Source organism: Sulfuricurvum sp. MLSB, from assembly GCF_000747095.1.
GTDB lineage: Bacteria > Campylobacterota > Campylobacteria > Campylobacterales > Sulfurimonadaceae > Sulfuricurvum.
Window position 1 is genome coordinate 1 of sequence record NZ_JQGL01000142.1, and the last position, 25,092, is coordinate 25,092.

The 25,092-nt window shown below is 49.9% G+C and carries 26 protein-coding genes; 21 read left to right on the top strand and 5 right to left on the bottom strand.

The window, feature by feature from the left end:
• Positions 1 to 281, top strand: a 281-nt coding sequence (locus JU82_RS10350; RefSeq protein WP_037950308.1) for a peroxiredoxin, incomplete at its 5' end; no start/stop codon positions are given.
• A gap of 101 nt (positions 282 to 382) precedes the next feature.
• Here the strand turns inward: JU82_RS10350 and JU82_RS10355 are convergent.
• Entirely contained in the window at positions 383 to 1,897 is a 1,515-nt protein-coding gene (locus tag JU82_RS10355) for a DUF3373 family protein (protein ID WP_037950310.1), read from the bottom strand.
• Positions 1,898 to 2,209: 312 nt separating this feature from the next.
• Here JU82_RS10355 and rpsB point away from each other — a divergent pair, with 312 nt between their 5' ends.
• From rpsB to fliR, 4 genes are all read left to right on the top strand, one after another.
• Positions 2,210 to 2,977, top strand: coding sequence for a 30S ribosomal protein S2 (gene rpsB, locus JU82_RS10360; protein WP_037950312.1), 768 nt, complete (start codon positions 2,210 to 2,212; stop codon positions 2,975 to 2,977).
• A gap of 2 nt (positions 2,978 to 2,979) precedes the next feature.
• The gene (gene tsf, locus JU82_RS10365; RefSeq protein ID WP_037950314.1) at positions 2,980 to 4,047 is read left to right on the top strand and encodes a translation elongation factor Ts; all 1,068 of its coding nucleotides are present in this window, start codon (positions 2,980 to 2,982) and stop codon (positions 4,045 to 4,047) included.
• Between the two features lie 160 nt (positions 4,048 to 4,207).
• Positions 4,208 to 4,849, top strand: a complete 642-nt coding sequence (locus JU82_RS10370; protein ID WP_037950316.1) for an ABC transporter ATP-binding protein — start codon at positions 4,208 to 4,210, stop codon at positions 4,847 to 4,849.
• A 2-nt stretch (positions 4,850 to 4,851) separates the two neighbouring features.
• Positions 4,852 to 5,616, top strand: coding sequence for a flagellar biosynthetic protein FliR (gene fliR, locus JU82_RS10375; RefSeq protein ID WP_037950318.1), 765 nt, complete (start codon positions 4,852 to 4,854; stop codon positions 5,614 to 5,616).
• Here fliR and JU82_RS10380 read toward each other — a convergent pair.
• Entirely contained in the window at positions 5,608 to 6,090 is a 483-nt protein-coding gene (locus JU82_RS10380) for a hypothetical protein (RefSeq protein ID WP_037950320.1), read from the bottom strand. The two genes, fliR and JU82_RS10380, sit on opposite strands and share 9 nt — an antisense overlap.
• A gap of 77 nt (positions 6,091 to 6,167) precedes the next feature.
• Here JU82_RS10380 and JU82_RS10385 point away from each other — a divergent pair, with 77 nt between their 5' ends.
• The 6 genes from JU82_RS10385 to JU82_RS10410 all read left to right on the top strand — a co-directional run bounded on the left by JU82_RS10385 (position 6,168) and on the right by JU82_RS10410 (position 11,989).
• Positions 6,168 to 7,670 carry a hypothetical protein gene (locus JU82_RS10385; RefSeq protein ID WP_037950323.1) on the top strand — a complete coding sequence of 501 codons (1,503 nt, stop codon included), beginning with the start codon at positions 6,168 to 6,170 and terminating at the stop codon, positions 7,668 to 7,670.
• Positions 7,667 to 8,290: a guanylate kinase gene (gmk, locus tag JU82_RS10390; RefSeq protein WP_037950326.1), complete on the top strand. Its 624-nt coding sequence runs from the start codon at positions 7,667 to 7,669 to the stop codon at positions 8,288 to 8,290. The genes JU82_RS10385 and gmk overlap by 4 nt, the downstream gene beginning before the upstream one ends.
• A 92-nt stretch (positions 8,291 to 8,382) precedes the next feature.
• A complete protein-coding gene (locus tag JU82_RS10395; protein ID WP_037950329.1) occupies positions 8,383 to 8,625 on the top strand; it encodes a twin-arginine translocase TatA/TatE family subunit in 243 nt (80 codons plus the stop codon).
• Between the two features lie 3 nt (positions 8,626 to 8,628).
• Positions 8,629 to 10,209, top strand: coding sequence for an arginine--tRNA ligase (gene argS / locus JU82_RS10400; protein ID WP_037950331.1), 1,581 nt, complete (start codon positions 8,629 to 8,631; stop codon positions 10,207 to 10,209).
• 88 nt (positions 10,210 to 10,297) lie between these two features.
• On the top strand, positions 10,298 to 11,146 hold the full coding sequence (gene aguB / locus JU82_RS10405) for an N-carbamoylputrescine amidase (RefSeq protein ID WP_037950333.1): 849 nt from the start codon (positions 10,298 to 10,300) through the stop codon (positions 11,144 to 11,146).
• A 54-nt stretch (positions 11,147 to 11,200) separates the two neighbouring features.
• A complete protein-coding gene (locus tag JU82_RS10410; RefSeq protein WP_037950336.1) occupies positions 11,201 to 11,989 on the top strand; it encodes a J domain-containing protein in 789 nt (262 codons plus the stop codon).
• Here the strand turns inward: JU82_RS10410 and JU82_RS10415 are convergent.
• The 3 genes from JU82_RS10415 to JU82_RS10425 all read right to left on the bottom strand — a co-directional run bounded on the left by JU82_RS10415 (position 11,972) and on the right by JU82_RS10425 (position 14,575).
• Entirely contained in the window at positions 11,972 to 12,877 is a 906-nt protein-coding gene (locus tag JU82_RS10415) for a DUF234 domain-containing protein (RefSeq protein ID WP_037950339.1), read from the bottom strand. The genes JU82_RS10410 and JU82_RS10415 overlap by 18 nt on opposite strands.
• 9 nt (positions 12,878 to 12,886) lie before the next feature.
• Entirely contained in the window at positions 12,887 to 14,173 is a 1,287-nt protein-coding gene (locus tag JU82_RS10420) for a DNA polymerase IV (protein ID WP_037950341.1), read from the bottom strand.
• 69 nt (positions 14,174 to 14,242) lie between these two features.
• Positions 14,243 to 14,575 carry a hypothetical protein gene (locus JU82_RS10425; protein WP_037950344.1) on the bottom strand — a complete coding sequence of 111 codons (333 nt, stop codon included), beginning with the start codon at positions 14,573 to 14,575 and terminating at the stop codon, positions 14,243 to 14,245.
• Positions 14,576 to 14,712: 137 nt separating this feature from the next.
• Here JU82_RS10425 and JU82_RS10430 point away from each other — a divergent pair, with 137 nt between their 5' ends.
• From JU82_RS10430 to JU82_RS10480, 10 genes are all read left to right on the top strand, one after another.
• A complete protein-coding gene (locus tag JU82_RS10430) occupies positions 14,713 to 15,729 on the top strand; it encodes an aldo/keto reductase (protein WP_037950346.1) in 1,017 nt (338 codons plus the stop codon).
• The gene (locus JU82_RS10435) at positions 15,701 to 16,198 is read left to right on the top strand and encodes a hypothetical protein (protein ID WP_294892844.1); all 498 of its coding nucleotides are present in this window, start codon (positions 15,701 to 15,703) and stop codon (positions 16,196 to 16,198) included. The genes JU82_RS10430 and JU82_RS10435 overlap by 29 nt, the downstream gene beginning before the upstream one ends.
• Positions 16,199 to 16,239: 41 nt before the next feature.
• Positions 16,240 to 17,472, top strand: coding sequence for a hypothetical protein (locus JU82_RS12125; RefSeq protein WP_294892846.1), 1,233 nt, complete (start codon positions 16,240 to 16,242; stop codon positions 17,470 to 17,472).
• 31 nt (positions 17,473 to 17,503) lie between these two features.
• Positions 17,504 to 18,649 (top strand): pyridoxal phosphate-dependent aminotransferase, encoded by a 1,146-nt coding sequence (locus tag JU82_RS10450; protein WP_037950356.1) that lies wholly within the window; start codon positions 17,504 to 17,506, stop codon positions 18,647 to 18,649.
• Positions 18,650 to 18,689: 40 nt separating this feature from the next.
• Positions 18,690 to 18,965 (top strand): DUF4258 domain-containing protein, encoded by a 276-nt coding sequence (locus JU82_RS10455; RefSeq protein ID WP_037950358.1) that lies wholly within the window; start codon positions 18,690 to 18,692, stop codon positions 18,963 to 18,965.
• Positions 18,962 to 19,192: a type II toxin-antitoxin system MqsA family antitoxin gene (locus JU82_RS10460; protein WP_037950361.1), complete on the top strand. Its 231-nt coding sequence runs from the start codon at positions 18,962 to 18,964 to the stop codon at positions 19,190 to 19,192. Before JU82_RS10455 ends, JU82_RS10460 begins: the two co-directional genes overlap by 4 nt.
• 60 nt (positions 19,193 to 19,252) lie before the next feature.
• Positions 19,253 to 21,079: a P-loop NTPase fold protein gene (locus JU82_RS10465; protein WP_037950364.1), complete on the top strand. Its 1,827-nt coding sequence runs from the start codon at positions 19,253 to 19,255 to the stop codon at positions 21,077 to 21,079.
• Entirely contained in the window at positions 21,079 to 21,927 is an 849-nt protein-coding gene (gene nfo, locus JU82_RS10470) for a deoxyribonuclease IV (protein ID WP_037950367.1), read from the top strand. Before JU82_RS10465 ends, nfo begins: the two co-directional genes overlap by 1 nt.
• A 54-nt stretch (positions 21,928 to 21,981) precedes the next feature.
• Positions 21,982 to 23,718 carry an ATP-binding protein gene (locus JU82_RS10475; protein WP_037950370.1) on the top strand — a complete coding sequence of 579 codons (1,737 nt, stop codon included), beginning with the start codon at positions 21,982 to 21,984 and terminating at the stop codon, positions 23,716 to 23,718.
• A 102-nt stretch (positions 23,719 to 23,820) separates the two neighbouring features.
• Positions 23,821 to 24,912: a methyl-accepting chemotaxis protein gene (locus tag JU82_RS10480; protein ID WP_037950373.1), complete on the top strand. Its 1,092-nt coding sequence runs from the start codon at positions 23,821 to 23,823 to the stop codon at positions 24,910 to 24,912.
• Positions 24,913 to 25,092 lie beyond the last annotated feature (180 nt).

The window sequence follows — 25,092 nt, forward strand, 5'->3', positions numbered from 1 at the left end:
TTATCCTTGGGGTAAGCGCCGACAGTACCAAGTCCCACCGAAATTTTATCGGAAAACAAAATCTTGATATTACCCTCCTCAGCGACCCGACGACCCAGATGATGCAGGACTACGGCGTATGGGCGATGAAAAAAAACTACGGCAAAGAGTATATGGGGATCGTCCGATCAACCTACATCATCGATCCAAAGGGAATTGTGCAAGCGGCATGGACGAACGTCAAAGTCAAAGATCATGTGGCTAAAGTGAAAGAGGAACTGGCCAAACTGCAAAATGCGTGATTGAAAAAGCGCGGTTTACTGCGCGCGAGCATGCTGCTGAGGAAAACTCAGCGTTAGTGTAGCCATCGGGATTTTATTCCGATGGCGTATAAAATCAATATTTAGAATTTGTATCGGAGGTAGGCGCGGATGTCCTGCGCTTTGCTGACGGCGTCGGTTCCGCTCGAAACATCGCCGATTGCCGTAGGCGTTCCGCTGGAGCTGCCGAAGAAACCGTTGCTGCCGGTATAATCGTAATCAATGTAGGTATAGCGCAGCTGGAAGGTTAAAATATCATCGACCAACGGCTCGGTGAAATACACTTCGTAGGCATCCCCGCGTGCGGCGATCTTCGAACCGATCATCGTGTCTTCGCCATAGGTAATCGGCCGCCAGTAGTTCGATCCGTGGTTGAATTCGATTCCCCAGCGTCCCTCGTCACTTATAAGGGAAGGAAATTGGGTTCCGATCCAGTAGCTGTATCCCGTTTTACCGTCATTCGAACCGAGCATCCCCTGTTTTCCCGCATCGGGATCGGTTTTGGACATCGCACCGCTGATAAAAACCGTCGTGTCGTCCAAAAAGTCGCTGATACCCTCGCCGATCCCGCTGACCATCGCGAACGCCGTTGCCGTATGAAGGGCTCCGACCGCTTCCATGTTCGTCGAAACAGGTGTCACGGTATCGATGAGATTGGTAGCATACGTGTACTGTAATCCGGTACTGTATTGTTTGTCGTCGTACGGAACGACGATGATCCCGATCATGTCGTTATTGTTGGTCAGGGCATCCTCGCCGCTGTAGGGGGCTTTGGCAAATCGGGGTTCGGCATTGCTCATGCCGCGTCCCGCACAGAGTTTGAAATACGATCCGTCCAATCCGCTGATCTCTTCCATCCCGAATTTCGCGCTTGCGCCGTCAAATTCGACATTGACGGCGTGTGCCAGCGGCGAAGAGGCGTCAACGTCATCGCGCAGATTGATCAAGTGCCCTTCGGTAGAGGGGCGGCGTCCGATACTGAACGTCCAGGGGACGTCGGCACCGAAGAATTCATCATCGTTGTAGAGGAAATAGGCGGAGCGGACACGGAGTTCGTCATTGTAGGCCGATTCGTTGCTGACCCAGTCAAACCCTTCAAACGGGGCAGAAGAAGAGGCCATCGAACGTTCGCCGAAAATTTTGTTGTACGCCAATTGCCCTGTGAAACTGATGTTTTCGTTGGCGGCATAACTCATGTTGAGCCATAGACGGTTGCTGAAAAGGGCATCGTTTTTACGGGTGGTTCCGTCCGCCATTTTGTAGCGGAGATTATCCACGCTGGTGCGGAAATCGACGCCCCATTTGAGATTATTGTTATTGGATTTTTTATTCAGATCATCGATCTGGTCTTGCATCTCTTCGAGCGTTTCGTCGAGTTTGGACGACGAAGCAACGGCTGTTTTGGAAGAGTCTGCCGAAGGGGCGGAGAGTTGGGAACTCAGTTTGGTATTTTCGTTTTTCAGAGCGTTGAGTTCGGCTTTCAAAGCCGCCATTTCGCGCTCCATTTTTTCAAACCGCTCCAGCAGCGCATCGTTGGCAATCGCACCGGTCGTCATGAACGCTGCGGCGATTGCCGAAACCATAATCCGTTGCTTCATCATTTCTCCTTGGTTGTGCATGTCCGCGTATTATCTTGATGCAACGATATTAACAAAAATTATATAAAAGTAATTTGAATAAGTTGGTTTTTGTGTGATAAAAACGTGACACGATTTCAGTATTAAATACAGATAAATTTAAGCAGCTTTTCAGTATAATCCGCACGATTTTCTCTCTTCTAAACGTTATTGACGTGAGAAAAAAATCGCAAGCGTCTGTCGCAGTTCTCGTGCACCCGATGTCTCATCGGCTCTGTTAGCGCTCGCCCAAGTAAACGAAGAACACAAATATTTCTCTATCAGGAGTCCCTTATGGTCACAATGAAAGACCTTCTCGAATGCGGTGTACACTTCGGTCACCAAACACGTCGCTGGAACCCAAAAATGAAAAAATACATTTTCGGCGTCCGCAAAAACATCTACATCATCGACCTTCAAAAAACATTGCGTTATTTCCGCAATGCGTATCAGCAAGTCGTTGACGCTGCGGCTGAGGGCAAAACCGTCCTTTTCGTAGGAACTAAAAAACAAGCGCGCGTTGCGATTCGCGAAGCGGCTGAAAAATGCGGTATGCCATACGTTGACAACCGCTGGTTGGGTGGAATGTTGACCAACTTCCCTACCATCCAAAAATCAATCCGCAAACTCGACATCATCGAAGAGATGCAAAACAGCGGCCAAGTTGACCTTCTGACTAAAAAAGAAGCGTTGATGATGAATCGCCAAAAAGAAAAACTGATCGCCTACCTCGGCGGTATCCGCCACATGAAAACGTTGCCGGACATGATGTTCGTCATCGATGCGGTTAAAGAACACATCGCGGTTCAAGAAGCTCGTAACCTCGGTATCAAAGTTGTTGCTCCTTTGGACACTAACTGTGACCCTGACGTTATCGATATCCCCATCCCGGGTAACGATGATGCGATCCGCTCTATCCAACTTTTCTGTAAAGAAATGGCGGAAGCGATCAACGAAGGTAAAGCACTTGCCAACGGCGGTAACGACGAAGCGGTAGCGGAAGAAGTTGCCGAAGAAGTTGCGGTTGAAGCGGCAGCTGAAGCAGTAGCAGAGGAAGCGTAATCATGGCAGAAATCACAGCAGCAATGGTAAAAGACCTTCGTACGGCGACTGATGCGCCTATGATGGATTGTAAAAAAGCACTTACCGAGTGTGATGGTGATATGGAAAAAGCCAAAGAGTGGTTGCGTGACCGCGGTATGGCACAAACTGCCAAAAAAGCCGATCGCGTTGCAGCGGAAGGTCTTTTGGGCCTTAAAGTTTCTGAAACGTTTTCTTCGGCTTCACTGGTAGAGATCAACTCTGAAACCGATTTCGTTGCAAAAAACGACGGTTTCATCGGCCTCGTAGGCAACACGGCGGCACACGTCTTTACGACAGGTGTCAGCACGGTTGACGAGTTGAACGAAACATCGTACGAAACAGGAACGTTTTCTGAGTACTTTACGGCTCAGGTAGCCCGTATCGGCGAAAAAATCGTTGTACGCCGTTTCGCCACCCTCAATGCGGGTGAAAACGGATGCGTTAACGGGTACGTTCACTCAAACGGACGTGTCGGCGTACTCGTTGCGGCAACATGCGACAGCAAAAAAACCGCAGAAGCAATTGCTCCTGTTCTTAAAAACGTAGCGATGCATGCTGCGGCCATGAAACCTTCCGTACTTACGTACAAAGATTTCGACGCGGCATTCGTAGAAGCCGAAACAATCGGCCGCATCGAAGCGATCAAAACAGAGAACGAAGAACTTGCGCGTTTGAAAAAACCGCTTAAAAATGTTCCTCAGTTCATCTCAATGTCACAACTCACTCCGGAAGTTATGGCTGCAGCCGAAGAAGCGATCAAAGCTGAACTCGCCGCTGAAGGCAAACCGGAAAAAATCTGGGCAAACATCATTCCCGGTAAACTGGCTCGTTTTGTCGATGACAACACGACGTTGGACAAAGAGCAGGCATTGCTGGATCAAAAATACGTTATGGATGATTCACTCACCGTTGCCGAAGCGGTTGCGAAAGCAGCGGCTGCGCACGGCGGTACTGCCGAAATCGTCGAATTCATCAAGTATGAAGTCGGTGAAGGTATCGAAAAACAAGTCAACGACTTCGCTGCCGAAGTCGCTGCTCAAATGGCGTAATTCTTACGCCATTTTCGCTCTATTCGATTTTAACGCCACGGGAGCCAAGCCCCCGTCGGCTACGCTAACGTTAAGTTCTTCTCGGCGGAGAGCCCACGCACGCCGGCGTGCTCCTTGTACTATTTCTTTTTCTTAATCTAATTTCCTTTATAATTCTCGCATGACACTACTAAATGCAACTTCTTTATCGCACGCTTTTGATTATCCGTTATTTGACGACATCTCGCTGAAGCTGGAGGCGGGCGAATCTATGGCAATCGTCGGCGTCAGCGGCAGCGGCAAATCGACCCTCATGCATATTCTCTCTTCCATGCTTCGTCCCAATTGCGGAAAAGTGGAGCTTTTCGGGAAAGATATATACGCCCTCGGCGATTCGGAGCTGGTCAAACTTCGTCGCAACGATCTTGGGCTGATTTATCAGAGCCATTATTTATTCAAAGGTTTCAGTGCCTACGAGAATCTGGAAGTGGCCGCCATTTTGGCGAACCAAGCGATTGATACGGCTTTGCTGGAGCGGCTTGGCATCGAGCGGGTGATTTCGCAGAAAGTGACCGAACTTTCCGGCGGGCAGCAGCAGCGCGTATCCATCGCGCGCGTTTTGTCCAAAAATCCGCGCCTTATTTTTGCGGATGAGCCGACGGGAAACCTGGATCACGCAACGGCGGACGAGGTGATGGGAATATTCGAAGAGTATCTTGAGCGGAACAAGGCAGGAATGGTACTGGTAACCCATGATGAAAAGCTGGCCGGGCGTTGCAGCCATCTTTATCGGATGCAAAACGGTACGTTGAGCGCGGTTTAACAATGGAATGGGCGGAACTTTTCAGCGAGACGCGGACGGTTGCGTTCATCCTGTTGTTCACCCGTTTTACCGCTTTGTTTATGGCGGTTCCGATTTTTTCGCACATGAACATTCCCATAAGCGTCAAAGCGGCAATGGCTTTTTTCTTTACGATCTTTTTCTTCGGTGCCGTTCCCCCTTTGAACATTCCGACCGATGCGATGAGTTTGACCGTCGCGATTCTGGGAGAGATGCTGTTCGGTCTCGTGGTCGGGACCGTGCTGCAGCTGGCGTACCATGTCGTTACCTTCGCGGGGGGGCAAATATCGTTTATGATGGGATTTTCCCTCGCCTCGGCGATCGACCCGCAATCGGGCGTATCCATGCCGATTGTAAGCCAATTCCTGGCATTGCTCGCATTGATGATATTGCTTGTATTTGATATGCACCATTGGATATTGCTTTACGCATCCGAATCGATTGCACAGGTCCCTCTCGGAGGATTTATGATTACTCCGGCACTGTTTCAATACATTATGCACGCGACCGTCAACATGTTCGTCGTCGGATTCATGATCGCGTTTCCGATTACGGCGCTGTCCATTCTGGCCGACGTTATATTCGGAATGCTGATGAAAACGATGCCGCAATTCAACCTCCTTGTTATCGGGATGCCGATCAAGATTGCCGTGTCGTTTGTCGTTTTGATGGCGACACTCGGGGCGACGCTTATGATCGTGACATCGCAGACGCAAAGCGCCTATAACTTTTTGGAAAAATTATTTTAAATAGGGTATCGAGCGTTTGATAAGCGGCTGAAGGGCTGAATGCAGGGAGATAATCGCATCGTGCTCATCGCTGCATCGAACCAGTGATGCATGATTGCTAAAACGTTCCTGTTCGATGGCGAGAGGGAGCGTGCACGCCAAGTGCTCGTCGATAATGACGGTGCTTCCTTCAAGTTTGCGGGCATTATAAAAAAGCAGGTCAATCCGCTCATACTGTACAAGCGAGAGTGGATCGCCTTTAAGGTCCTGCACGATCAATGTGACGGCAGAGCCTTTTCTGGCCCCGTGCAGCAGCGCTTTTTTCAGATCGGCATGGTTGAAACGCGGCGTTAGAACAACAATGCGGTGAGAAGCAGATTTGAGTTCCTGTGCCAAAAAATGGACAAAGAGATTCTGCTGGTCGGGAAGGAGAAAGTTCTTTTCCTGAGCGAAAAGAAGGGCAAACGGTAAAAGTATTCCCAGAAGTTTTATCATTTAATTTTTTTTTAGTTACAATGATACCATTTAGCTTTTGATAGAACAAGAGCAAGTGAAAAGGGGTCGTATCGATCATGACTATTCTGCTTTTTAACGACAATCCTGTAGTACAAAAACTGGTGGCTTTGAGCGCGCAAAAAACAAAAGACGATTTGACGGTCGCTTCATCGGTTGAGGACGTACAAGGAAGCGGATACGATTTGCTCATTATCGACGATGCGTTGTACAGCGATGAGATCTTTACGGCGCTTAAAGAGTGCGTAGTTTACAAAAGCGCCCTGTTCATGGCAACACGCGGAAATATTATTCCTGCCGGCTTTGACAATATCATCAACAAGCCTTTTCTTCCTACCGATCTGGTCGAAACGCTGATTCTGATTGAAAGAAATATTTCGGCGGCTTCAGTGCACGCAAAAGCCGTTGCAGCGGAAACGGCGGCTGCCGACAGTGAAGATGCATATGCCATCGACTTGCAAGAAACGCTTTCGGAAATAGATCATGACGCCGAAGGGTTCTTGGATCATGATCTGGAGTCGATGGACAGCGAGATGGGATTGGATGATTTGGACGATTTCATGCATGAGGCTCCTAAAACGGCTGTTTTGGACCGTGAAGAGGTGCAGGAAGTGCAGGGTCTTTTGGAAGATGCGGAGAGTGATGCACTGATCGAAGACGATGAAATTACGGTCAAAGGGATCGACGATTTCGGGCTTCCCGAAAAGCTGCAAACCGAATCGGAAGAAGAGTTTGATTTCGGCGGACTGATCGAGAGCGAGCATGAGGCGATCATGTCGGAGGACTCTTTGGATATGAATGCATTGAATCTGGACGAAGAGAGTGACGGGGACAATGTTGAAACGGCATCGGAAGAAAAATCTGCCGACGAAGAGATGGCGTTCGAGTTGCCGGACGAAGAAGAGATTCCCGATGATATGAGCGGATTTGAATCCCTGCAAACAACGCTGGAAGCGGATCAGGACGACGACGAGCTGGATTTTGGCGATGCATTGGCGGATGTCGGTATGTTAGCTTCCGAAGAAGAGCTGAATATTCCGGAGCCGGAGGAAGACGCGAATGTGCTGATGGACGATGAGGCGTTCGGGGATCTTGAATTCCAGATACAAGAAGCCGTCGATGAACTGGAGCCGGAAGATTTGGATATGGAACTGGATGCGGAGACATTGGAAGATTTCGAACTCGGCGCCGCCGAAGAGGATTTTGAAGTTCTCGGAACGGATGAGAAGGTACTCGGCGAAGGATTTGACGAATTCGACATGCTGGATGAGCGCGAATTGAAGCTGGCCATCGGCGAAGAGGTCAGCGAAGATGATGAGCTTGAGATTCGCGTCGGCAGCAGCGACTATGCTTCGTTGAGCGCCGAAGCGCTGGCCGAAGCGGCAGGAGAATCTGTAGCCGTGCACACCGCATTGTCAGCCGATGAACCGCTTGAAGCGGGGCATGCTGAAGGGGTAGGAGCGCTTCAAGCTCTGCTCAAAGCGTTGTCCAATGAAGACGTCGCCAAATCGCTCAAAGGGCTGAACATCAGCATCAATATCAATTTTGGAAACGACAAGTGAATCTAGAAAGCGGAGCCATACTCGTCCTTTCCGGCCCAAGCGGAGCCGGGAAAAGTTCGTTGATTGCCAAAATCATCGACCATATCGGACCGACCTATTTTTCGATCTCTACGACAACCCGGCCGATGCGGGAAGGGGAGATCAACGGAGTCCATTACCATTTCGTCACCGAAAATGAGTTCAAAGAAGACGTTGAGCAGGAAATGTTCCTGGAATACGCGGTTGTCCACGGCAATTATTACGGTACATCGCTTGGGCCGGTCAAAAAGGCGCTTAAAGAAGGAAAACTGGTTATTTTCGACATCGACGTGCAAGGTCATGATGCGGTTCAAAACCGTCTGGCGGACATAACGACGTCGGTTTTTATCACGACGCCGACGCTTCAGGAACTAAAACAACGTCTTCACGGCCGTTCAACCGACAGTGAAGAGATCATTGCCAAACGGGTAGAAATGGCCAAACGCGAAGTGCAGCGTATCAGCGAATACGATTTTCTGGTGGTTAACGACGATCTGGACACGGCTGCGGAAGTGCTTGTCTCGATCGCCAAAGCGGCCCGTATGAAAATCCCCACGCTCCGCATCAACGAATTCGTGCAGACGTGGGAAGCACAAGGGTAAGGGCGTATAAGTTCGGATAATCTTATAAGGACGGTTACAGCAATGAGCCGTTATACTACAATGCTAAATTTTTTACAGAAGGAATTCTGCGTATGAGTATGCCAAGCGGAACCGAATTATTACTGATTTTCGGAATTGTCATTTTGTTGTTCGGTGCGAAAAAAATCCCCGATCTTGCCAAAGGTATCGGACAGGGAATCCGTAATTTCAAAAAAGAGATGAAGGAAGAAGATGCTCCGGCAACGACAGCTTCTGCACCGGAAGCGCCAAAGCAAGTTGAACCTTCTACCACAGCTAGCGTAGAAGCTCCAAAAGACCAAGTCAAACAAGCGTAAGCCTTGAAGCAACGGGTCAATGCGCTGTTGCGCGATAAATTTAACTGCGACGTTATCCTCGAAAAGCCGAAAGACCGTTCTTTCGGCCATTTTGCCACCCCGATAGCTTTTTCACTTGCCAAAGAACTTCGTAAATCGCCGATGGCTATCGCCGAAGAGATTGCGGCGTCATTCGGTGATGAATCGATGTTCACGGCGGTCGAATCGGTCAAAGGGTACATCAATTTTCGTTTGTCCGAACACTTTTTGGACGAGTATGCCTCATGGGCGCTCAGCCACGGGAGCGAATTTGGAAATGCCGATAAAAAAGGGACGATTCTTTTGGAATACGTCAGCGCGAATCCGACGGGGCCGCTTCATATCGGGCATGCCCGGGGCGCCGTCTACGGTGACACGCTGCTTCGCCTAGGCCGTCATCTCGGATACGACATTACGGCAGAGTATTACGTCAACGATGCGGGAAATCAGATCGATTTGCTCGGCGTTTCGCTTCAGCTTGAAGGACGCAGCAGCTTACTCGGCGAAGCCGTCGAGTGGCCTGAGAAGTACTACCGCGGCGAGTATCTGAGCGATTTGGCCAAAGAGGCTGTCGAGCAATTCGGAGCCGATGCGCTGCGCGATGAAAGCCGCCAGAAAGAGCTGGCGCTTTGGGCCAAAGACAAAATCCTTGCGCTCATCGTTGAGGATCTTAAAGCGGTGAACGTCCATTTCGATACGTTCGTCAGCGAAGCCTCTCTGTACAGCGAGTGGGATCGTGTCATGACCAAAATGGGCAGCGGCGTCTACGAAAACGAGGGGAAAACCTTCATCAAATCCTCGGCACTGGGGGATGACCATGACCGCGTCGTCGTTCGTGAAGACGGCCGTCCGACGTATCTGGCCGGAGACATTATCTACCATAACCAGAAGTTTGAGCGGGGTTATGATCACAACATCAACATCTGGGGAGCCGACCACCACGGCTATATCGCCCGTGTCAAAGCGGCGGTTACCTTCCTCGGATACGACCACGAGAAGCTCGAAGTGCTCCTATCGCAGATGGTGAGTCTTCTCAAAGACGGAGAGCCGTTCAAGATGTCCAAGCGGGCCGGAACGGTGATCCTGATGAGCGATGTTGTCGAGGAGATCGGAGCGGAAGCGCTGCGCTTCATGTTCGCGAGCAAAAAATGCGATACGGCGCTCGAGTTCGACATCGAAGAACTCAAACGCCAGGACAGCTCGAATCCGATCTATTACATCCAGTACGCTCATGCGCGGATACAGACGCTGATTGGCAAAAGCGACAAAACGATGGACGAGATCATGGGCGCGCATCTGCACGGCTTGAGCGCAGATGCGGACGGATTGCTGTTCGAAGCGCTGCTGCTTCCGGAGATTATCGAAGATGCTTTCGAATCGCGACAGGCTCAAAAACTGCCCGATTATCTCAAAGCGCTTGCCGCACGGCTGCACAAATTTTATTACGACAACCGGATCATCGGAAGCGAAGACGAAGTCAAGCTTCTCAAACTCCTTCTTGTCGTTGCCCTCTCGATCAAAACAGGCCTCTCCCTGCTGGGGATCGAAGCCAAAGACCGGATGTAATTCATCCGGTGCCGCTTCGAGGCAGAATATTTTCTTTCCGATTCAGATCTGTACTATAATTTCCAAAAATATTTTTTAAGGTGTTGCAATGGTTAAAGTCGCCGCAATCCAGATGCAGATGAGCGAAAACAAATCGGCCAATATCGCAAAAGCCGAAGCGATGGTGCGCGAAGCGGCCGCTAACGGAGCTCGTATCATCCTGATTCCCGAGCTGTTCGAAGGGTATTACTTCTGCAAGGACATGGATGACAAGTATTTCAGCTGGGCCGCCCCGCGCGAAAACAACCCTCTTATCGCCCGTTTCAGCGCAGTGGCGAAAGAGCTTGGCGTCGTGCTGCCGATCAGCTATTTCGAGCGCGACGGGGAGCGTTATTTCAATTCTCTTGTCATGATCGATGCCGACGGTACGGTGATGGAAAACTATCGCAAAACCCATATCCCGGACGGTCCCGGATACGAGGAGAAGTTTTATTTCGAGCCGGGCGACACCGGATTCAAAGTGTGGAATACCCGCTATGGCAACGTCGGGGTGGGGATTTGCTGGGATCAGTGGTTTCCTGAAACGGCGCGAAGCCTGACCCTGATGGGGGCCGACATGATCTTCTATCCCACGGCGATCGGCAGCGAACCCGAGATCGGGGTCGATTCGGCATCGCATTGGCAGCGGGTACAGATGGGGCACAGTGCGGCCAACATCATCCCCGTCATCGCCGCCAACCGTATCGGAGAGGAAGTCGGCGAGAGCTGCAGCCTGACGTTTTACGGCAGCTCTTTCATCACCGACCATACGGGCGAAAAGATCGCTGAAGCCTCACGCGACCAAGAGGAGATTCTCTACAGCGAGTTTGATCCGGCGGCGATCCGTGAACACCGCCATTACTGGGGGTTGATCCGTGACCGCCGTCCTGAATGCTACGGAGAAATCGTCAAACGATAAAGTGGAACTCCTTTTGCTTTAGTAAAACAAATACTACTGCAACGGGGGGTATCCGTGAGAGTCGTTTTGCGCAATAACGCTATCTTTGTCCAGGGAAGTTCTCAAACACTTGAAGAACCGTGGATGGAGGAATTCTTCGAACATCATGTCCACAATACGCTGTTTCTCGATAACGGGGTGCTAGTACTCAACAACGAAAATTCTTCGGAGAAAAAAGAAGAATTCCTCGAAACCCTCAGCGACGAATATACCCGAGTCAATGATTTGTCCAGCCCGTTTTACCGTCGTTCGCTCAAACGGTGCAAAACGGCGGCAGTGCGGATCGAATTGCCCTATCGTCCGGAAGAAAAAGTGGAGATCGAGTTGTACGCATTCGGGCCGCATCGTGTACAGTTTACGCTATTGACCCCCAATACCTGGATTATGCGCTATCTCAAGCAGCAGCTTGCAAGCCTGATAGTGGAGGCCGCACCGACGCGGCTTGACATCGACGTGAGCACTCCGCAGGCCAAAGCCAGACTTGAAAAAACGCTCAACCGCCGCGAAGTACTCCATTACGTGATCAATTACCAATACGACGATGAGTTTATGAGCCGTTTGTACAGCCAGTACAAAGGGTGGGGATTCAGCAATGAGAGTATCGACAAAATGCTGCGCTATCATGCTATTTTCGAACTTCCGGTCGGTACGAAAGCCGCGGACCTCAAAAAACGGTACCGCGAACTGGCCAAACGGTACCATCCAGACCGCGTACAGACGAAAAGCCCGGAGATTATCAACAAATACACCCAGAAATTCCAGCTTCTGCAGGAAGCGTATGACGCACTACTCGCCGCGAGTTAATACGCTCAAGTCTTCGGCGCTGAAAAGATAGAGTTTCGGCTCTTTGAGGTGGTGCAGTTCGTTCGAAAACCCCCGCTTGGCAAAAAGGAAAATCTTGTCCGGCAATAGGGAGAGTTTAAGACATTTGTCTTCGAGATGGCGCAACTCTTTTTTATTGACTTTGTGGTTAGTCCACTTGCACTCTCCGATCCACGTTTCCCCTGCATCGGTATCGTAAAACAGATCGATTTCGACCTCCCGGTCCCAGTAGCTTCCCGAATCGATAATGTTCGTATCGAACCGATCGGCCAAAATTTCCCGGATATACAACCCGCACAGCTCTTCGAACGTAAAACCGACAAAGGCATTGTAATGAATGTGGAAGTGTTCCATAAAAGGCTCGAAGTTTCCGAAGCGTATCGAGTCCGAGAACGGCTCCACAAAGGCAAACCAAAAGCGGATGAACGGCGTTGTAAAACGGAGCTTATGGCTGATTTTGTGACGCTCGATCTCTTTTTTGAACTTTTGTTTGGGGTGCTGGCGCATTAACGGCGTTTCCCGGGAACGCTCCAGTGTAAGATAGCCGCTGTAGCGAAGGTATTCGAATGCTTCGGCTCCGCGCTCTTTTCCGATTCGTGCCCGCCGGTACGCGGAATGGTGGCGGCGGTCTCCGACTGCAACCGCCTGAAGCAGCCGTGTGTAGAGCCCTTCTTCGTGCAAAGGCCCCATCATCCGTTCCCGATGATTCTCATACGGTTCGAGAATGTGGCGCAGCAGCAGTGTTTCGATCGTTTCGCCGGTATCGATCGCTTCGTCGATCCCTCCGAATACGGCAAAGAGGGAGATACACTCTTCCATGTCGCTCGGAAGGTTGCGGTGAAAAAAATCGCTGAAGAGTTTTTTATCCATTGCGAAGGATTATACCGAATTCTCTTTGGAGCGAAATTCATTTCCCCACCGCAGCATATCAAGGCCGTGTTTATTGCGGATGCGGACCGCGGCATTATCGAGCGTCTGTTCGTGCAGATCGGCTTCGTAATCAAGCAGGGAAAAGACCCGATGGGTTTGAGAACTGAAATGCGATGCACTGAGTCCGAGATGTGTGAGCGCACCTTGCGGATGCAGATCGGCCTTGGCAAAGAGAGACAATGCCAGCGCTCGGAAGCGCCGTTCACTGAAGAAGCGTGATTCGCTGAGGCTTTGATGGGCTTTGGGATAATGCAGATAGTGCAGGGTGAGGGTAAAGGTCGTCGGATAGACTTCGAGCCGTTGAATCGCGTAGGCCAGATGCCGTGCGAGGATGGCGATGCGCCGGCGCAGTTCGTCCCGCTCAAAGACCGGATCAAACGTGCGTGAAATACCGATCGATTTGCGCGGCGCACGCAGGCTCAATGCTCCGATATCGTGCCCGCTGACACGTTCGTACAAAGCTGCGGCATAAGGCCCCCAGGAGCGGACCAGAGATTCGGCTCGCAGCAGGTCTCCGAGAGTTTCGAGACGGTATTCGCGGCAGCGGCGCTGAATGCTCCGTCCGATTCCGGGGAACTTTTCGACCGGAATATTTCGGACAAAGGGGATGATCTCATCCGGAAGAAGCGTGCGGCATCCGAACGGTTTGGCTTCGTCGGTGGCGAGTTTGGCGATGTATTTGGAATGGGCCGCTCCGATCGAGACGGGCAGGCAGAGATGCCGTTTGATCGCATGGCGGAGCGAATCGTTGAACTCAGGAACGTCCGCATCTTCTACCCACCCCTCCAGATCGCCGTAAAACTCGTCGATGCTTGCCTGCTCTACCATCGGGATTCGTTCAAGCAAAAAATCGTGTAGAGCGTGGGAAAGGCGGTGGTAGAGGCGCATATTCGGAGCCTTGATAATAAGCGACGGGCATCGTCCGAGTGCTTCGCGGATGCTCATTCCCGTCGTGACGCCGAAAGAGCGCGCCTCATAGCTGGCGGTCGTGACGATGCCGCGGATGCGTCCGTCAGGATCGATGTACTGCGCAAGATCATCCCCCTGATAGCGGTGGAAAAAGGTGCCGACGAACGAGCCCGTATTATCGATGAGCAGATCCTGGCGGGAGTTTTCGTCCGAGAAGATATAAGGGTCTCCCCGTCCTCCGATGGCGACGGGTTTGCCGTTCAAAGACGGATCAACCGTTCGTTCGGCCGAGACAAAAAAGCAGTCTAAATCGATATGTATTTTCATGCGGGCAAGTGTAGTCGAACAAAAAGCGAAGAGGGGAAAATATGGCAGAATGCACGTCGGTGCACCCGCTTACGTCGAAGCGATGACTTTTTCGATTTTTTTGAGGATCTCACTTACTTTGGCGCCATAGAGGTCGAGCTGAACCTTATAGGTGTTGGAGAGAGGTGCGCCCGATGCGAGGTCTTCGACGATGCCGATCATGGTGTGCAAAAAATCCCGATGGGAAGCGCAATCATGACAGACGGTCGTGTTTTCGCACATCCCTTCGTTCATGGCGACATACGCGTTTTGGGTCGCTTCGCTGAGCTGCTTAAAGTAGCCGTCGTCTTTTGCGCCCGCCGTTTTTAAAAGGCCGTCGACTTCATGGAACCGGGTGTATGCCTCACGGATAATATCGGACATCGTTATCTCCTATTCGAAAATCGTTCGTATCAATTATAACTAAAAATTAATTTGTTGAGTATCGGAAACGGCAAGTAGGGTACAATTGCACATAAGTGTATAGAAACGCCCGGCGGCGCAGAAAAAGGAGTCAAACTATGGAATACCGCTATATTGGGCGCAGCGGGTTGCGAGTATCCCCGATTTGTCTGGGAACGATGACGTTTGCCAGCCAGTGCGACGAGAAAACGGCATTTGCCATCATGGATAAAGCCTACGACGCGGGGATCAACTTTTTTGATACCGCCGAGCTTTACCCCGTTCCTCCGACCGAAGAGCTTGCAGGCATCACCGAAGAGATCGTAGGGCGGTGGCTCAAAACCAAGGCTCGAGAGAGCCTGATTTTGGCGACAAAAGTCGCCGGAGCCGCGTCGGGATGGTTTGTCCCACCGATCCGTCACGGTCTGACGGCGATTGACCGTTTCCACATCGAGCGGGCAGTGGAGGGATCGCTAAAGCGGCTGGGAACCGATTACATCGATCTGTATCAGATGCACTGGCCCGATACGGTCGTTCCGATCGAAGAGTCGATGCGGGCGTTCGACGCCCTCGTGCAAAGCGGCAAGGTACGCTACATCGGCACCTCCAACGACACGGCGCGCGGAACGATGAAATCGCTGATGGTTTCAAAGTACGAAAAGCTGGCCCGGTTCGAATCGATCCAAAATAATTTTTCCCTCCTGAATCGCCGCGATTTGACCGAGATTGCCCAGCTTTGTCGCGAGGAAAAAATTTCCCTTTTGCCGTATTCGCCGCTTGGAGGCGGAGTGCTCAGCGGGAAGTACAACCAAAGCGCCAATGCCGCGGGACGTTTCAGCGATTACATCCAGTCCCCGAACAAACGGCAGCGTTTGATGGCGGCGCGCTTCTTGAACGACAAGACCCTGGCCTCGACGCAGGAGTATCTGCGGATCGCCGCCGATGCAGGGATGCACCCCGTCACGATGGCGATCGCGTGGAGCAAGCAGTTCGATTTCGTCGCCTCTACGATCATCGGGGCGACGTCGGCGGAACAGCTGAATGCAAGCCTTGCGGCGATGGACGTCACACTGCGTGGCGACATACTTCAAAAACTGGATGAGGTACATGCGAAAATTCTCTATCCTATGGGCTAGTGCCGTTGCGGTGATAATCGCAGGGTGCAGTACAAAACACTATACCCACAGCGAACCCAAGATGATCACCCTGAAAACCCCCAAATTCAAATTTGCCGATACGGGATACCTCCGCAGTGACGGGATGAGCGTCGAGCTCGAACTCTTCGCCGCTGGGATGGCGGTTGAAAAAATCACCATGAACGGCGAAGTGTGCGTCAGTGCCGGGTGTATGAGCGAAGAGAAATTTGTGAAAGAGTACCTTTATCGGGATTACCCGAGCGACACGATGCGAAGCGTCCTGCTGGGCAGGGATATTTTCGGCGGAAAAGGGAAAGAGGAGATGTGCGACGGGCGGCTTTTCCAGTTTATCCGGGATGATGAGATGGACATCATGTACCGCAGGGGCAAAGGGGAGATTTATTTCAAAGACCGTCTCAACGGCATCATCGTCAAGATCGCCGATCTTGACGCGAATCAATCCCGCTAGGAATCCCGTCCGCTACAATCTAAAGAAAAAAAGGGTTCATGATGAATGTTTCCCCCGATTTCTCTTTGCCGATCCGAATTATCGCCCCCTATTTTCTGATCGGTACGGCCTTTTATATCCTCTCTATGGGGTATTTATGGTTTTTGGATCCTTCGGTGGTTGCGGGGGAGATGCGACTTATCGGTTGGGTTCACGCGTACATGATCGGTTTTGTTATGAGCGTAATCGTCGGAGCGATGGGACAGCTTTCGGTTGTTGTCGGGGAAGTGCATCACCGCTATCCCTCCCTATTTGTGTGGATCGCTCCGTTGTTGGCGGGGGGAACCGCTGTGCTGTTCATCGGCTTTGTGGCCGTTCCTTCTCTCCTTGTAATCGGCGGAGGGGCTATTATCACGGCATTGGGTCTGTTTGCGTTTAATCTGTTCGTCACGCTTCGTCGCAGCCGCCGCCGTACCGCGGTGACCCGCTCGATGCAGTGGAGCACCTTTTTTCTTTGGATCGGTTTGGGATTTGGGCTGTGGATGGCGCTGGGGTATGCCGGTGTTGTGGCAATGGATCCCTCCCGATGGTTGTCGGCGCATATGATGGCGGTGTTCGGCGGATACGTGATGCTGAACATTATGGGGGTGAGTACGGTGCTGCTGCCGATGTTCGGAGCGTGCGCGCGTCCCTCGGACAACGACCACGCGATCAGTTTTTACGCGATGATTGCCGCGGTAGGGATGATGATCGCCGCCGCATTGACCCGTATCCACGCGCTGGAGGTGGCCGCGCTTGTCGCGGCGGCGGGGTCGGTTCTGTATTACTTGCTGCAGGTTTACCGCATTTTTACCTCGAAAAAGCGGCGCTACAGCGATATATGGGAACGTTCGGTCGCGGCGGCGTTCGTCGCGCTCGTTGCGTCGATGGGGGTGGGGGTTTACGGGTACGTTATGGAAAATGAGAAAAGCGTTTTGGTCGCATTTTGGCTTTTGACGGGCGGTTTTCTCGGTTTTTTGATTGCCGCGCATTTGTACAAAATCGTTCCGTTTCTGGTATGGTTTGAGCGTTTTGCCCCGTTGATCGAAGAACGCGACGTTCCGACGATGCAGCAGCTGCTTCCCTCACGCTGGGCCGATGTGCAGTGGGGTACGGCTCTGGCGGGCGTGGCGAGCATTGCGCTGGCGGTCGGTTTTGAGCATACGGTGTTATGGCAGGCCGGAGCGTTTTTGATGAGCGTATCGGGGGGTGTGCTGGCAGCAATCGTGATCAGGATTTTGTGGGTTAAGTTATAATGGCACTCTTTATGAGAGCAGGAGAAAAGGGATGAAACTCAGTCAACGCAGCGGCACCATCGAACAGTCCCATATCCGGTCTATGACCCGCGCATGCAGCGCTTTGAACGGGATCAACATGGCGCAGGGGGTGTGCGATCTGCCCGTCCCTAGCGAAGTGATCGAGGGGGCCAAATCGGCGATGGACGAGGGGATCAACATCTATACCCCGACCGAAGGGCTACCCCGTCTTCGCGAAGCGATTGCGCTAAAAATGAAGCGGTTTTACAACGTGGAGGTAAGCCCGGCACAGGTCCTCGTCAGCGACGGGGCGACGGGGGCCTTTTACACGGCGTGTCTTTCGCTGCTCGAACCGGGAGACGAGGTGATGCTATTCGAACCCTACTACGGTTATCACCGCTCTACCTTAACGGCACTCGGAGCAGTGCCGACGTTTGTTCGCCTCGAAGCCCCCGATTGGACGCTCGATATGAAGGCGCTCGAAGCGGCTCTCACTCCCAAAACCCGCGCTATGGTGATCTGCAATCCTGCCAACCCGAGCGGAAAAGTCTATACACGTGATGAATTGGAGCAAATCGGTGCTTTTGCCGAAAAATACGATCTGATCGTGTTTTCCGACGAGATGTACGAGCACTTCCTCTACGACGGCGCCGTCCACGTCCCAGCCCTCTCGGTCCCAAGCCTCGCACAGCGGTGCGTGACGATGTCGGGATTTTCGAAAGTGTTCAGCGTTACCGGATGGCGGCTGGGATACGCCATCGCGCCGCAACACGTCATCGAGGCGATGGCACAGTTCAACGATCTGATCTACGTTTGCGCCCCCGCGCCGCTTCAGATCGGGGCGGCGGTCGGGCTGGAGACACTCGGGGATGAGTATTACGCGGAACTCTCCCGCGTGCATCAGCACAAACGCGATCTCTTCTGCGCTGCGCTGCGCGATGCCGGTCTTTCCCCAAGCGTCCCGAGGGGGGCGTACTACATCATGACCGACGTCAGCGGCGTGGCGGGGAATGACGACTTTGAAAAAGCTATGGCCATTCTGGAAGCCACGGGAGTCGCCTCGGTTCCCGGACGGGCGTTTTATCACGACGACACGGGGCGCAACATGGTACGCTTTTGCTATTCTAAACCTCTGGACGTACTTGCCGAAGCCGCGGAACGGATTCGACGGCTGTGATATAATAACGATACTTGGCAAAAAGAGAAGGTAAGATACATTGCACTTCATTTACAGAACCCATGCGATTGAGAGAATGTTCCAGCGGGATGTGAATGAAGAAGATGTTGAACATGTTGTCAAAAACGGTGAAATTATTGAAAGTTATCCCGATGATTACCCTTATCCCTCATTTTTGGTTTTAGGGTATTTCAATAAACGACCGTTGCACGTCGTCTATGCAAGAGACGAAGCTGAAAATGTTATTGTCATCACGGTATATGAGCCGACAGCGGAAAAATGGATGGAAGATCTAAAAACAAGGAGAGAACGATGAAATGTGTGATTTGCAAACACGGCGAGACTCAGCATGGTTCTACGACGGTTACACTGGAAAAAAACGGTTCCACGATCGTTTTTAAACACGTTCCCGCCCATGTGTGCGATAACTGCGGAGAAAAATACGTTGATGATACGGTGACTGCCGAACTATTGAAAAAAGCGCAGGAGATCATCAAAAACGGCGTTGAAGTCGATATTCGGGAATTTCAAAGCGCGGCGTAAACTTTCCCCGTCATTTCCAATTCGAGTGAGCATCTAGCTTCAATTAAAGCAAGGTATATTTTGGCAATTGTAAATCAGCATATCAATGAATTTTTAGATTACTACCTAAATTTGAGTGAGCCTCAATATGCCGTTTTACTTTCTGGAAAATGGGGGAGTGGGAAAACTTTTTTCATTAATGAATTCAAAGAAAAAAATAAAAGTAGTTATAAATTTATCCATATTAGCTTATTTGGTTTGAAATCGAAAGAAGATATTCACAAGCAAGTCATTTTTAAATTATTTGGATTACAGAGTAATACAGTTTCTAAGACTATGGAGATCGCTGGAAAAGTAATCAAAGGTATATTAAAAAAATATGCAGGTGTAAATATTGCTCTATCAGATATACCAATTGACATAGCCCTGAAGCGAGAATCAGATCAAAAAGTGATTTTTATTTTTGATGATTTAGAAAGAATAGATAGCGGTTTATCCGAAGTTCTTGGCTACTTAAATGTACTAGTTGAAGAGTTAGACCAAAAAGTTATCCTTCTTGCTAATGAAGAAGAAATCAAAGATCGCCAAATTTATGATGCGTTCAAAGAAAAAACAATTGGAAAAACATTTCATATTCAGCAAAATTTTCATAAAGCATTTGAAATTTTTGTTGATTCATTGAGTGATGGTAAAAAAATTATTATAGAAAACAGGGAAAATATTGAAGCTGTTTTTGATGCTTCTGGATATAAAAACTTAAGAAGTTTACGTCAAGGAATGTTGGATTTTAATCGATTAATAGGCTCTTTTACTCCTAAATTTCAAGAAAATACTAAATTGATGACGGAATTTATTCAAGTTTTTTTTGCATTTTCTCTTGAAGTAAAAAGTGGAAAACATAAGCTTCCTAGATTAGATATTTCTCATAAAGACCAGCTAAATAGAATTTATGAAGGAGAATCCGAGAAAGAAAAACCTTTTATTTTACACATAGTTGAAGAATATAACCTTGATAATTTTGTATTACCAAATTATCTATGGTTAAAATTTTATTGGAATCAGTATTTAGATGCTGAAGAGATTTCAAATAGTTTGAGTAAAAGTCGATATTTTTTCAAAGAAGAGAAAGAAGAATGGATTAATCTTTGGCACTATTTGGATTTAGAAGAGGAAGAGTTTAAAATTGCACTTAATTCGGTCTTGGAAAAACTTAATCAAAATGAGTATTTAGAACCTGCAATTTTCATGCATGTCGTAGGGATATTGTTACGTTTAAATGAAAGAAATCTTTATTCTAAATCTGCTTCAAGTATTGTAGCCGATATGAAAAAATACATTAACGATAACCGAAAAAATTGGATAGATTTGCAGGCAGTAGATGAGTATAGAATAGATAATTCTCATATTGGATTAGGGTATATGAATGAAGAGTCCAATGAGTTTCAAGAAATTAAAAAATATCTTTTAGAGAAAAGTGAAGAAACAATATATGAAGGATTGCCACAGGAAGGAAGTGAAGTTTTAGCGAGCCTAGGACGTAGTGATATTGAAAAGTTTATAGAGCTTCTATCGGTAAATAGAGAAACTATTCTTTATCGGCTTCCCGTATTTCAATCAATTTCTCCTGACGAGTTTTTTGAAACATTGAAGAAAATGGAAAATAAGTATTATAGGGATGTTATGAGCGTACTAAAAAAACGCTACGAGAGGGTGGACTTTGAAGAAAATACTCCTTTATTGGATGAATTGGATTTTTGGAAAAAACTTTTTGGAATAATAACAACCTACATACAAAACAATCAAACCACTATAAAAACTGTTTGGTTCGGACACTTTTGTGCAAGTATTGAAAAACAGATAATTCAAAAAATAGAAAAACAATTAGAACAAATTAAAGGAAAAAAATAATGTCGAATAAATTCGTAGGCGCGCACGTCTCCGCTTCGGGCGGAGTCTTTAACGCCCCCCTCAACGCGATGGCGATTCATGCCAAGGCGTTTGCCCTTTTTACGAAAAACCAGAAACAGTGGGCGGCAAAGCCTCTGGACGATGAAACGATCGCTCTTTTCAAAGACAACCTCGCCAAAAGCGGCATTTTGCCCAAACACGTATTGCCGCACGATTCGTATCTGATCAACCTCGGTCACCCCGAAGAGGAGAAACGGCAAAAATCGCTCGAAGCGTTTATCGATGAAACGCGCCGATGCGCTCAGCTCGGACTTGATCGGCTCAATTTCCATCCGGGGAGCCACCTCAAACAGATCAGCGAGGAGGAGTGCATCGACCGGATCGCATCGTCGATGAACGAAACGCTGAAGGTGACGGACGGGGTCAGCCTCGTCATCGAAAATACGGCCGGGCAGGGGAGCAATCTGGGATGGCGGTTTGAACACCTCGCCGCGATCATCGATCGGATCGAGGACCGCTCGCGCGTCGGCGTCTGCATCGACACCTGTCACATGTTTACCGCCGGATACGATATCCGAACCCCCGAAGCGTATGAGGCGACGTGGAATGAGTTTGAGCGGATCGTCGGTTTCAAATATCTGATGGGGATGCACATCAACGACTCCAAGCCCGATCTGGGTAGTCATGTCGACCGCCACGATTCGATCGGCAAAGGCAAGCTCGGCATCGAGCCGTTCCGCTACATCATGAACGATCCGAGAATGGACGATATCCCGCTGGTACTCGAGACGATTGACGAGACGATCTGGGCGCAGGAAATCGAACTGCTCTATTCACTTCAGGCATAGTACGTCTGTAAGCGTAAATGGCTATAATTTACACAGATTAAGAGAAGGACACCTTTGAAATATTTGATCGACTTTCTGGAAAATCCTGCGATTGAACAGACCCATATTTTTCAGCACCTCAAATGCACCTCCGAAGAAGCGAAAGTATTGCGGCTTCTGACCCGCAAATTTTTACAGGCGCAGGAAGACGTTGTCGTTGCGGAGCTGCTTCAGGAACTCTACGGGGCCGAAGACTACTCGTTTCTGAGCCATTTTGGAGAAGTGAAGACGCTGATGGAACTCGGATGGCTGACGCACCACTCGTTTACCCCCATCAAGATCAGCGAACTCTCCCAGCTGGAACTTTACAATACTCCCGTCGCACTGACGTCGGTGTTTATGAAGCTGATCGAAGAAGGATCGCTTGAGATGACCCTTCCCGACATCAAACCCTATGCCGACCATTTGGAATATCTGCAGGATCAATTCTTTCGGATCGAACTCTATCAAAAGATGTCCATCATCCGTCACAACGGCAACGAACACTCCTTGGGGATCAACCGGATTCAGAAAAAACTCGACCTTCTCGAAAAGCGGATCGAAGAGCGGATCGTCCAGACGTCGCACGACGTCGTGCTGGACCGTTTTTTCAAAAACAAAAAACTCGAGCCGAAAGAACAGGTGATCTTTCTCGCCCTGCTCAAAGAAGAGTACAGCGCGACGGAGGGGAACCTTCGGGAGATGAACACCCTGATCGATCTGATCAGCTTTGATGATTACGAACGGATCAAAAACCGCGCCCTTCTCGAAGACGGTTCGCGCCTTATCAACGAGGACGTCATCGATTACGAAGAGATGCTCAACCCTTTCGGCGGAATATCCAGAGCGTTCTACATTGTCGATGAGGTGCTGCAGTCGATCATGCACCCGCAGAAAAAGAAAAAAGTACGCAAACTCAAGCTCGACATGCTGATCAAAGAGCAGGACATTTTCGAACTGATCGAACCTTCGACGTCGCTTGAGAATGTCGTTTTGAACCCTTCCACCGAACAGACCCTCCAGAACCTGATGCGTCAGCTTGATCGCGAAGTGGTATCACGCCTGCACGAGTGGGGGATCAAGGACAAAAAAGCGGGCATCGATGCCCGGATTATCTTCTACGGCCCTCCGGGAACGGGGAAAACCCTGACGGCCCATTCGCTCTCCCGCTCGCTGAAACGGCAGGTGCTGAGCTTTGACTGTTCGAAAATTCTCTCGATGTACGTCGGCGAAAGCGAAAAGAACGTCCGTAAAATCTTCGATACGTACGCCGATTTGACGCGTCAGACGAAAACGGAGCCGATCCTGCTGCTCAACGAAGCCGATCAGTTTCTTTCCTCCCGCTCTTCGGGGGTTGGATCCTCCGCCGATCAGATGCACAACCAGATGCAGAATATTTTTCTGGAACAGATCGAGAAATTTCAGGGGATACTGATCGCGACGACCAATCTGCTCGAAAACATCGATCAGGCTTTCTCGCGCCGGTTCAATTACAAAATCGAGTTCAAAAAACCCGATCAGAAACAGCGTTTGGCGCTATGGCAGATGATGCTTCCCAAAAACGCTCCGTACGAAGCGGGATTTGATATCGAAAAACTTGTCTCGTATCCGCTGACAGGAGGACAGATCAACCTGATCGTCAAAAACACCGCCTACCACGTCGCCGCACGCAAAGAAGGGGTATTCCGCCTCGACGACTTTATCGCCGAGATCAAAAAAGAACGCTCGGGCAGTTTCGAAGGGGAAAAGTCGATGGGATTCATCAACCACTGACGCACTCTATTTTCGGCAGTAAATACGATACCTTGATTTGCGATGCAAAAGTAGTATAATGGTCGTTTTGCGAATGTAGAATATGGGATCGAAGGAGAATCGATGGGCTGGTTTAGTGATGATTTGGCACTAAAAAATGAGCTTTCAGAGCTGAAAAAAGAGAACGAAGTGCTGAAAGAAGAGAATGAGAGACTTTCGGAACGTCTTCGCGAGCAGGAGACGCTGCTTGCCGAACAGGCGAGCCCTGAATACGGCAACGCAACAGCGCTCATGACCTACCAAAATGAGCAGCTAAAGCGTAATCTGGCAGATATTCAAGGAAACATGGCCGCTTCCGTTTCCTCTTCACGGGAAAATATCACCCAGTCGACGTCATTGCTTGAAAACATCATTGATCTCGGAGACAAAGCAGCGGGAATTTCCACGACGCTCGAAGGGCTGAATGCACTGGCCCTTGATTCGATGGAAACCGTACAAGCGCTCTCGGAGCGGGCGCAGGATGTGGCGAGTATTTTAGGGCTCATCAAGGATATTTCGGATCAGACCAATCTGCTGGCGCTCAACGCCGCCATCGAAGCGGCGCGTGCGGGGGAACACGGACGTGGATTCGCCGTCGTTGCCGACGAAGTGCGCAAGCTTGCCGACCGCACCGACAAAGCGATCAGCGAGATTCATATTTCGCTGCAATCGATGAAGCAGGACGTCACGACGATCGGCGAGAAGTTCGAAGATATTCAGTCAACCATCTCCGAATCGAACGCCTCTATCGCCAGTTTTAATTCCCATATGCACACGAACGCACAGATGATGCGCGAGACGTTCGGCAGTACCGAACATACTGCGGAACGGGTCTTTATGAGTCTGGCAAAACTCGACCATGTGTTGTGGAAAGTCAATACGTATCTTTCCGCCGTGACCCGAAAAGAGCAGTTTACGTTTGTCGACCATCACAACTGCCGTCTCGGAAAATGGTACGAGCAGGGCGAAGGGGCTCAATTTTTCAAGCAAACGCCGAGCTATACTACGCTGGAATCGCCCCACTCGGTGGTTCATAATACGACCCACAAAATTTTCGATCTGATGCATACGGAAACGGTCGGATCGGATGCACTCGTGCGGGCATTTGAAGAGATGGAACATGCCAGCGACGGCGTATTTGCCATCCTTGACCAAATGCTTCAGGAAAAACAATAAGATAGCATTTTGCTTCGAAAAGTAGCACAAGTGCTCTCATCTCCCCCTTGCACGGGCAAAAGTGCCTTCACAAGATTGTAGCAATTTGATACGTTGAAGGTCATTTCTTGCCATAGTGTTACAAAATATAACATAATTCCCCATCCTGCCGCTTGGCGATGTTCCCTATCGTTACAGCTT

Coding starts and splice junctions, on each gene's coding strand:
- JU82_RS10355 (WP_037950310.1), bottom strand. CDS start 1,897: ATGAAGCAACGGATTATGGTTTCGGCAATCGCCGCAGCGTTCATGACG.
- rpsB (WP_037950312.1), top strand. CDS start 2,210: ATGGTCACAATGAAAGACCTTCTCGAATGCGGTGTACACTTCGGTCAC.
- tsf (WP_037950314.1), top strand. CDS start 2,980: ATGGCAGAAATCACAGCAGCAATGGTAAAAGACCTTCGTACGGCGACT.
- JU82_RS10370 (WP_037950316.1), top strand. CDS start 4,208: ATGACACTACTAAATGCAACTTCTTTATCGCACGCTTTTGATTATCCG.
- fliR (WP_037950318.1), top strand. CDS start 4,852: ATGGAATGGGCGGAACTTTTCAGCGAGACGCGGACGGTTGCGTTCATC.
- JU82_RS10380 (WP_037950320.1), bottom strand. CDS start 6,090: ATGATAAAACTTCTGGGAATACTTTTACCGTTTGCCCTTCTTTTCGCT.
- JU82_RS10385 (WP_037950323.1), top strand. CDS start 6,168: ATGACTATTCTGCTTTTTAACGACAATCCTGTAGTACAAAAACTGGTG.
- JU82_RS10395 (WP_037950329.1), top strand. CDS start 8,383: ATGAGTATGCCAAGCGGAACCGAATTATTACTGATTTTCGGAATTGTC.
- aguB (WP_037950333.1), top strand. CDS start 10,298: ATGGTTAAAGTCGCCGCAATCCAGATGCAGATGAGCGAAAACAAATCG.
- JU82_RS10415 (WP_037950339.1), bottom strand. CDS start 12,877: ATGGATAAAAAACTCTTCAGCGATTTTTTTCACCGCAACCTTCCGAGC.
- JU82_RS10420 (WP_037950341.1), bottom strand. CDS start 14,173: ATGAAAATACATATCGATTTAGACTGCTTTTTTGTCTCGGCCGAACGA.
- JU82_RS10425 (WP_037950344.1), bottom strand. CDS start 14,575: ATGTCCGATATTATCCGTGAGGCATACACCCGGTTCCATGAAGTCGAC.
- JU82_RS10430 (WP_037950346.1), top strand. CDS start 14,713: ATGGAATACCGCTATATTGGGCGCAGCGGGTTGCGAGTATCCCCGATT.
- JU82_RS10435 (WP_294892844.1), top strand. CDS start 15,701: ATGCGAAAATTCTCTATCCTATGGGCTAGTGCCGTTGCGGTGATAATC.
- JU82_RS12125 (WP_294892846.1), top strand. CDS start 16,240: ATGAATGTTTCCCCCGATTTCTCTTTGCCGATCCGAATTATCGCCCCC.
- JU82_RS10450 (WP_037950356.1), top strand. CDS start 17,504: ATGAAACTCAGTCAACGCAGCGGCACCATCGAACAGTCCCATATCCGG.
- JU82_RS10460 (WP_037950361.1), top strand. CDS start 18,962: ATGAAATGTGTGATTTGCAAACACGGCGAGACTCAGCATGGTTCTACG.
- nfo (WP_037950367.1), top strand. CDS start 21,079: ATGTCGAATAAATTCGTAGGCGCGCACGTCTCCGCTTCGGGCGGAGTC.
- JU82_RS10480 (WP_037950373.1), top strand. CDS start 23,821: ATGGGCTGGTTTAGTGATGATTTGGCACTAAAAAATGAGCTTTCAGAG.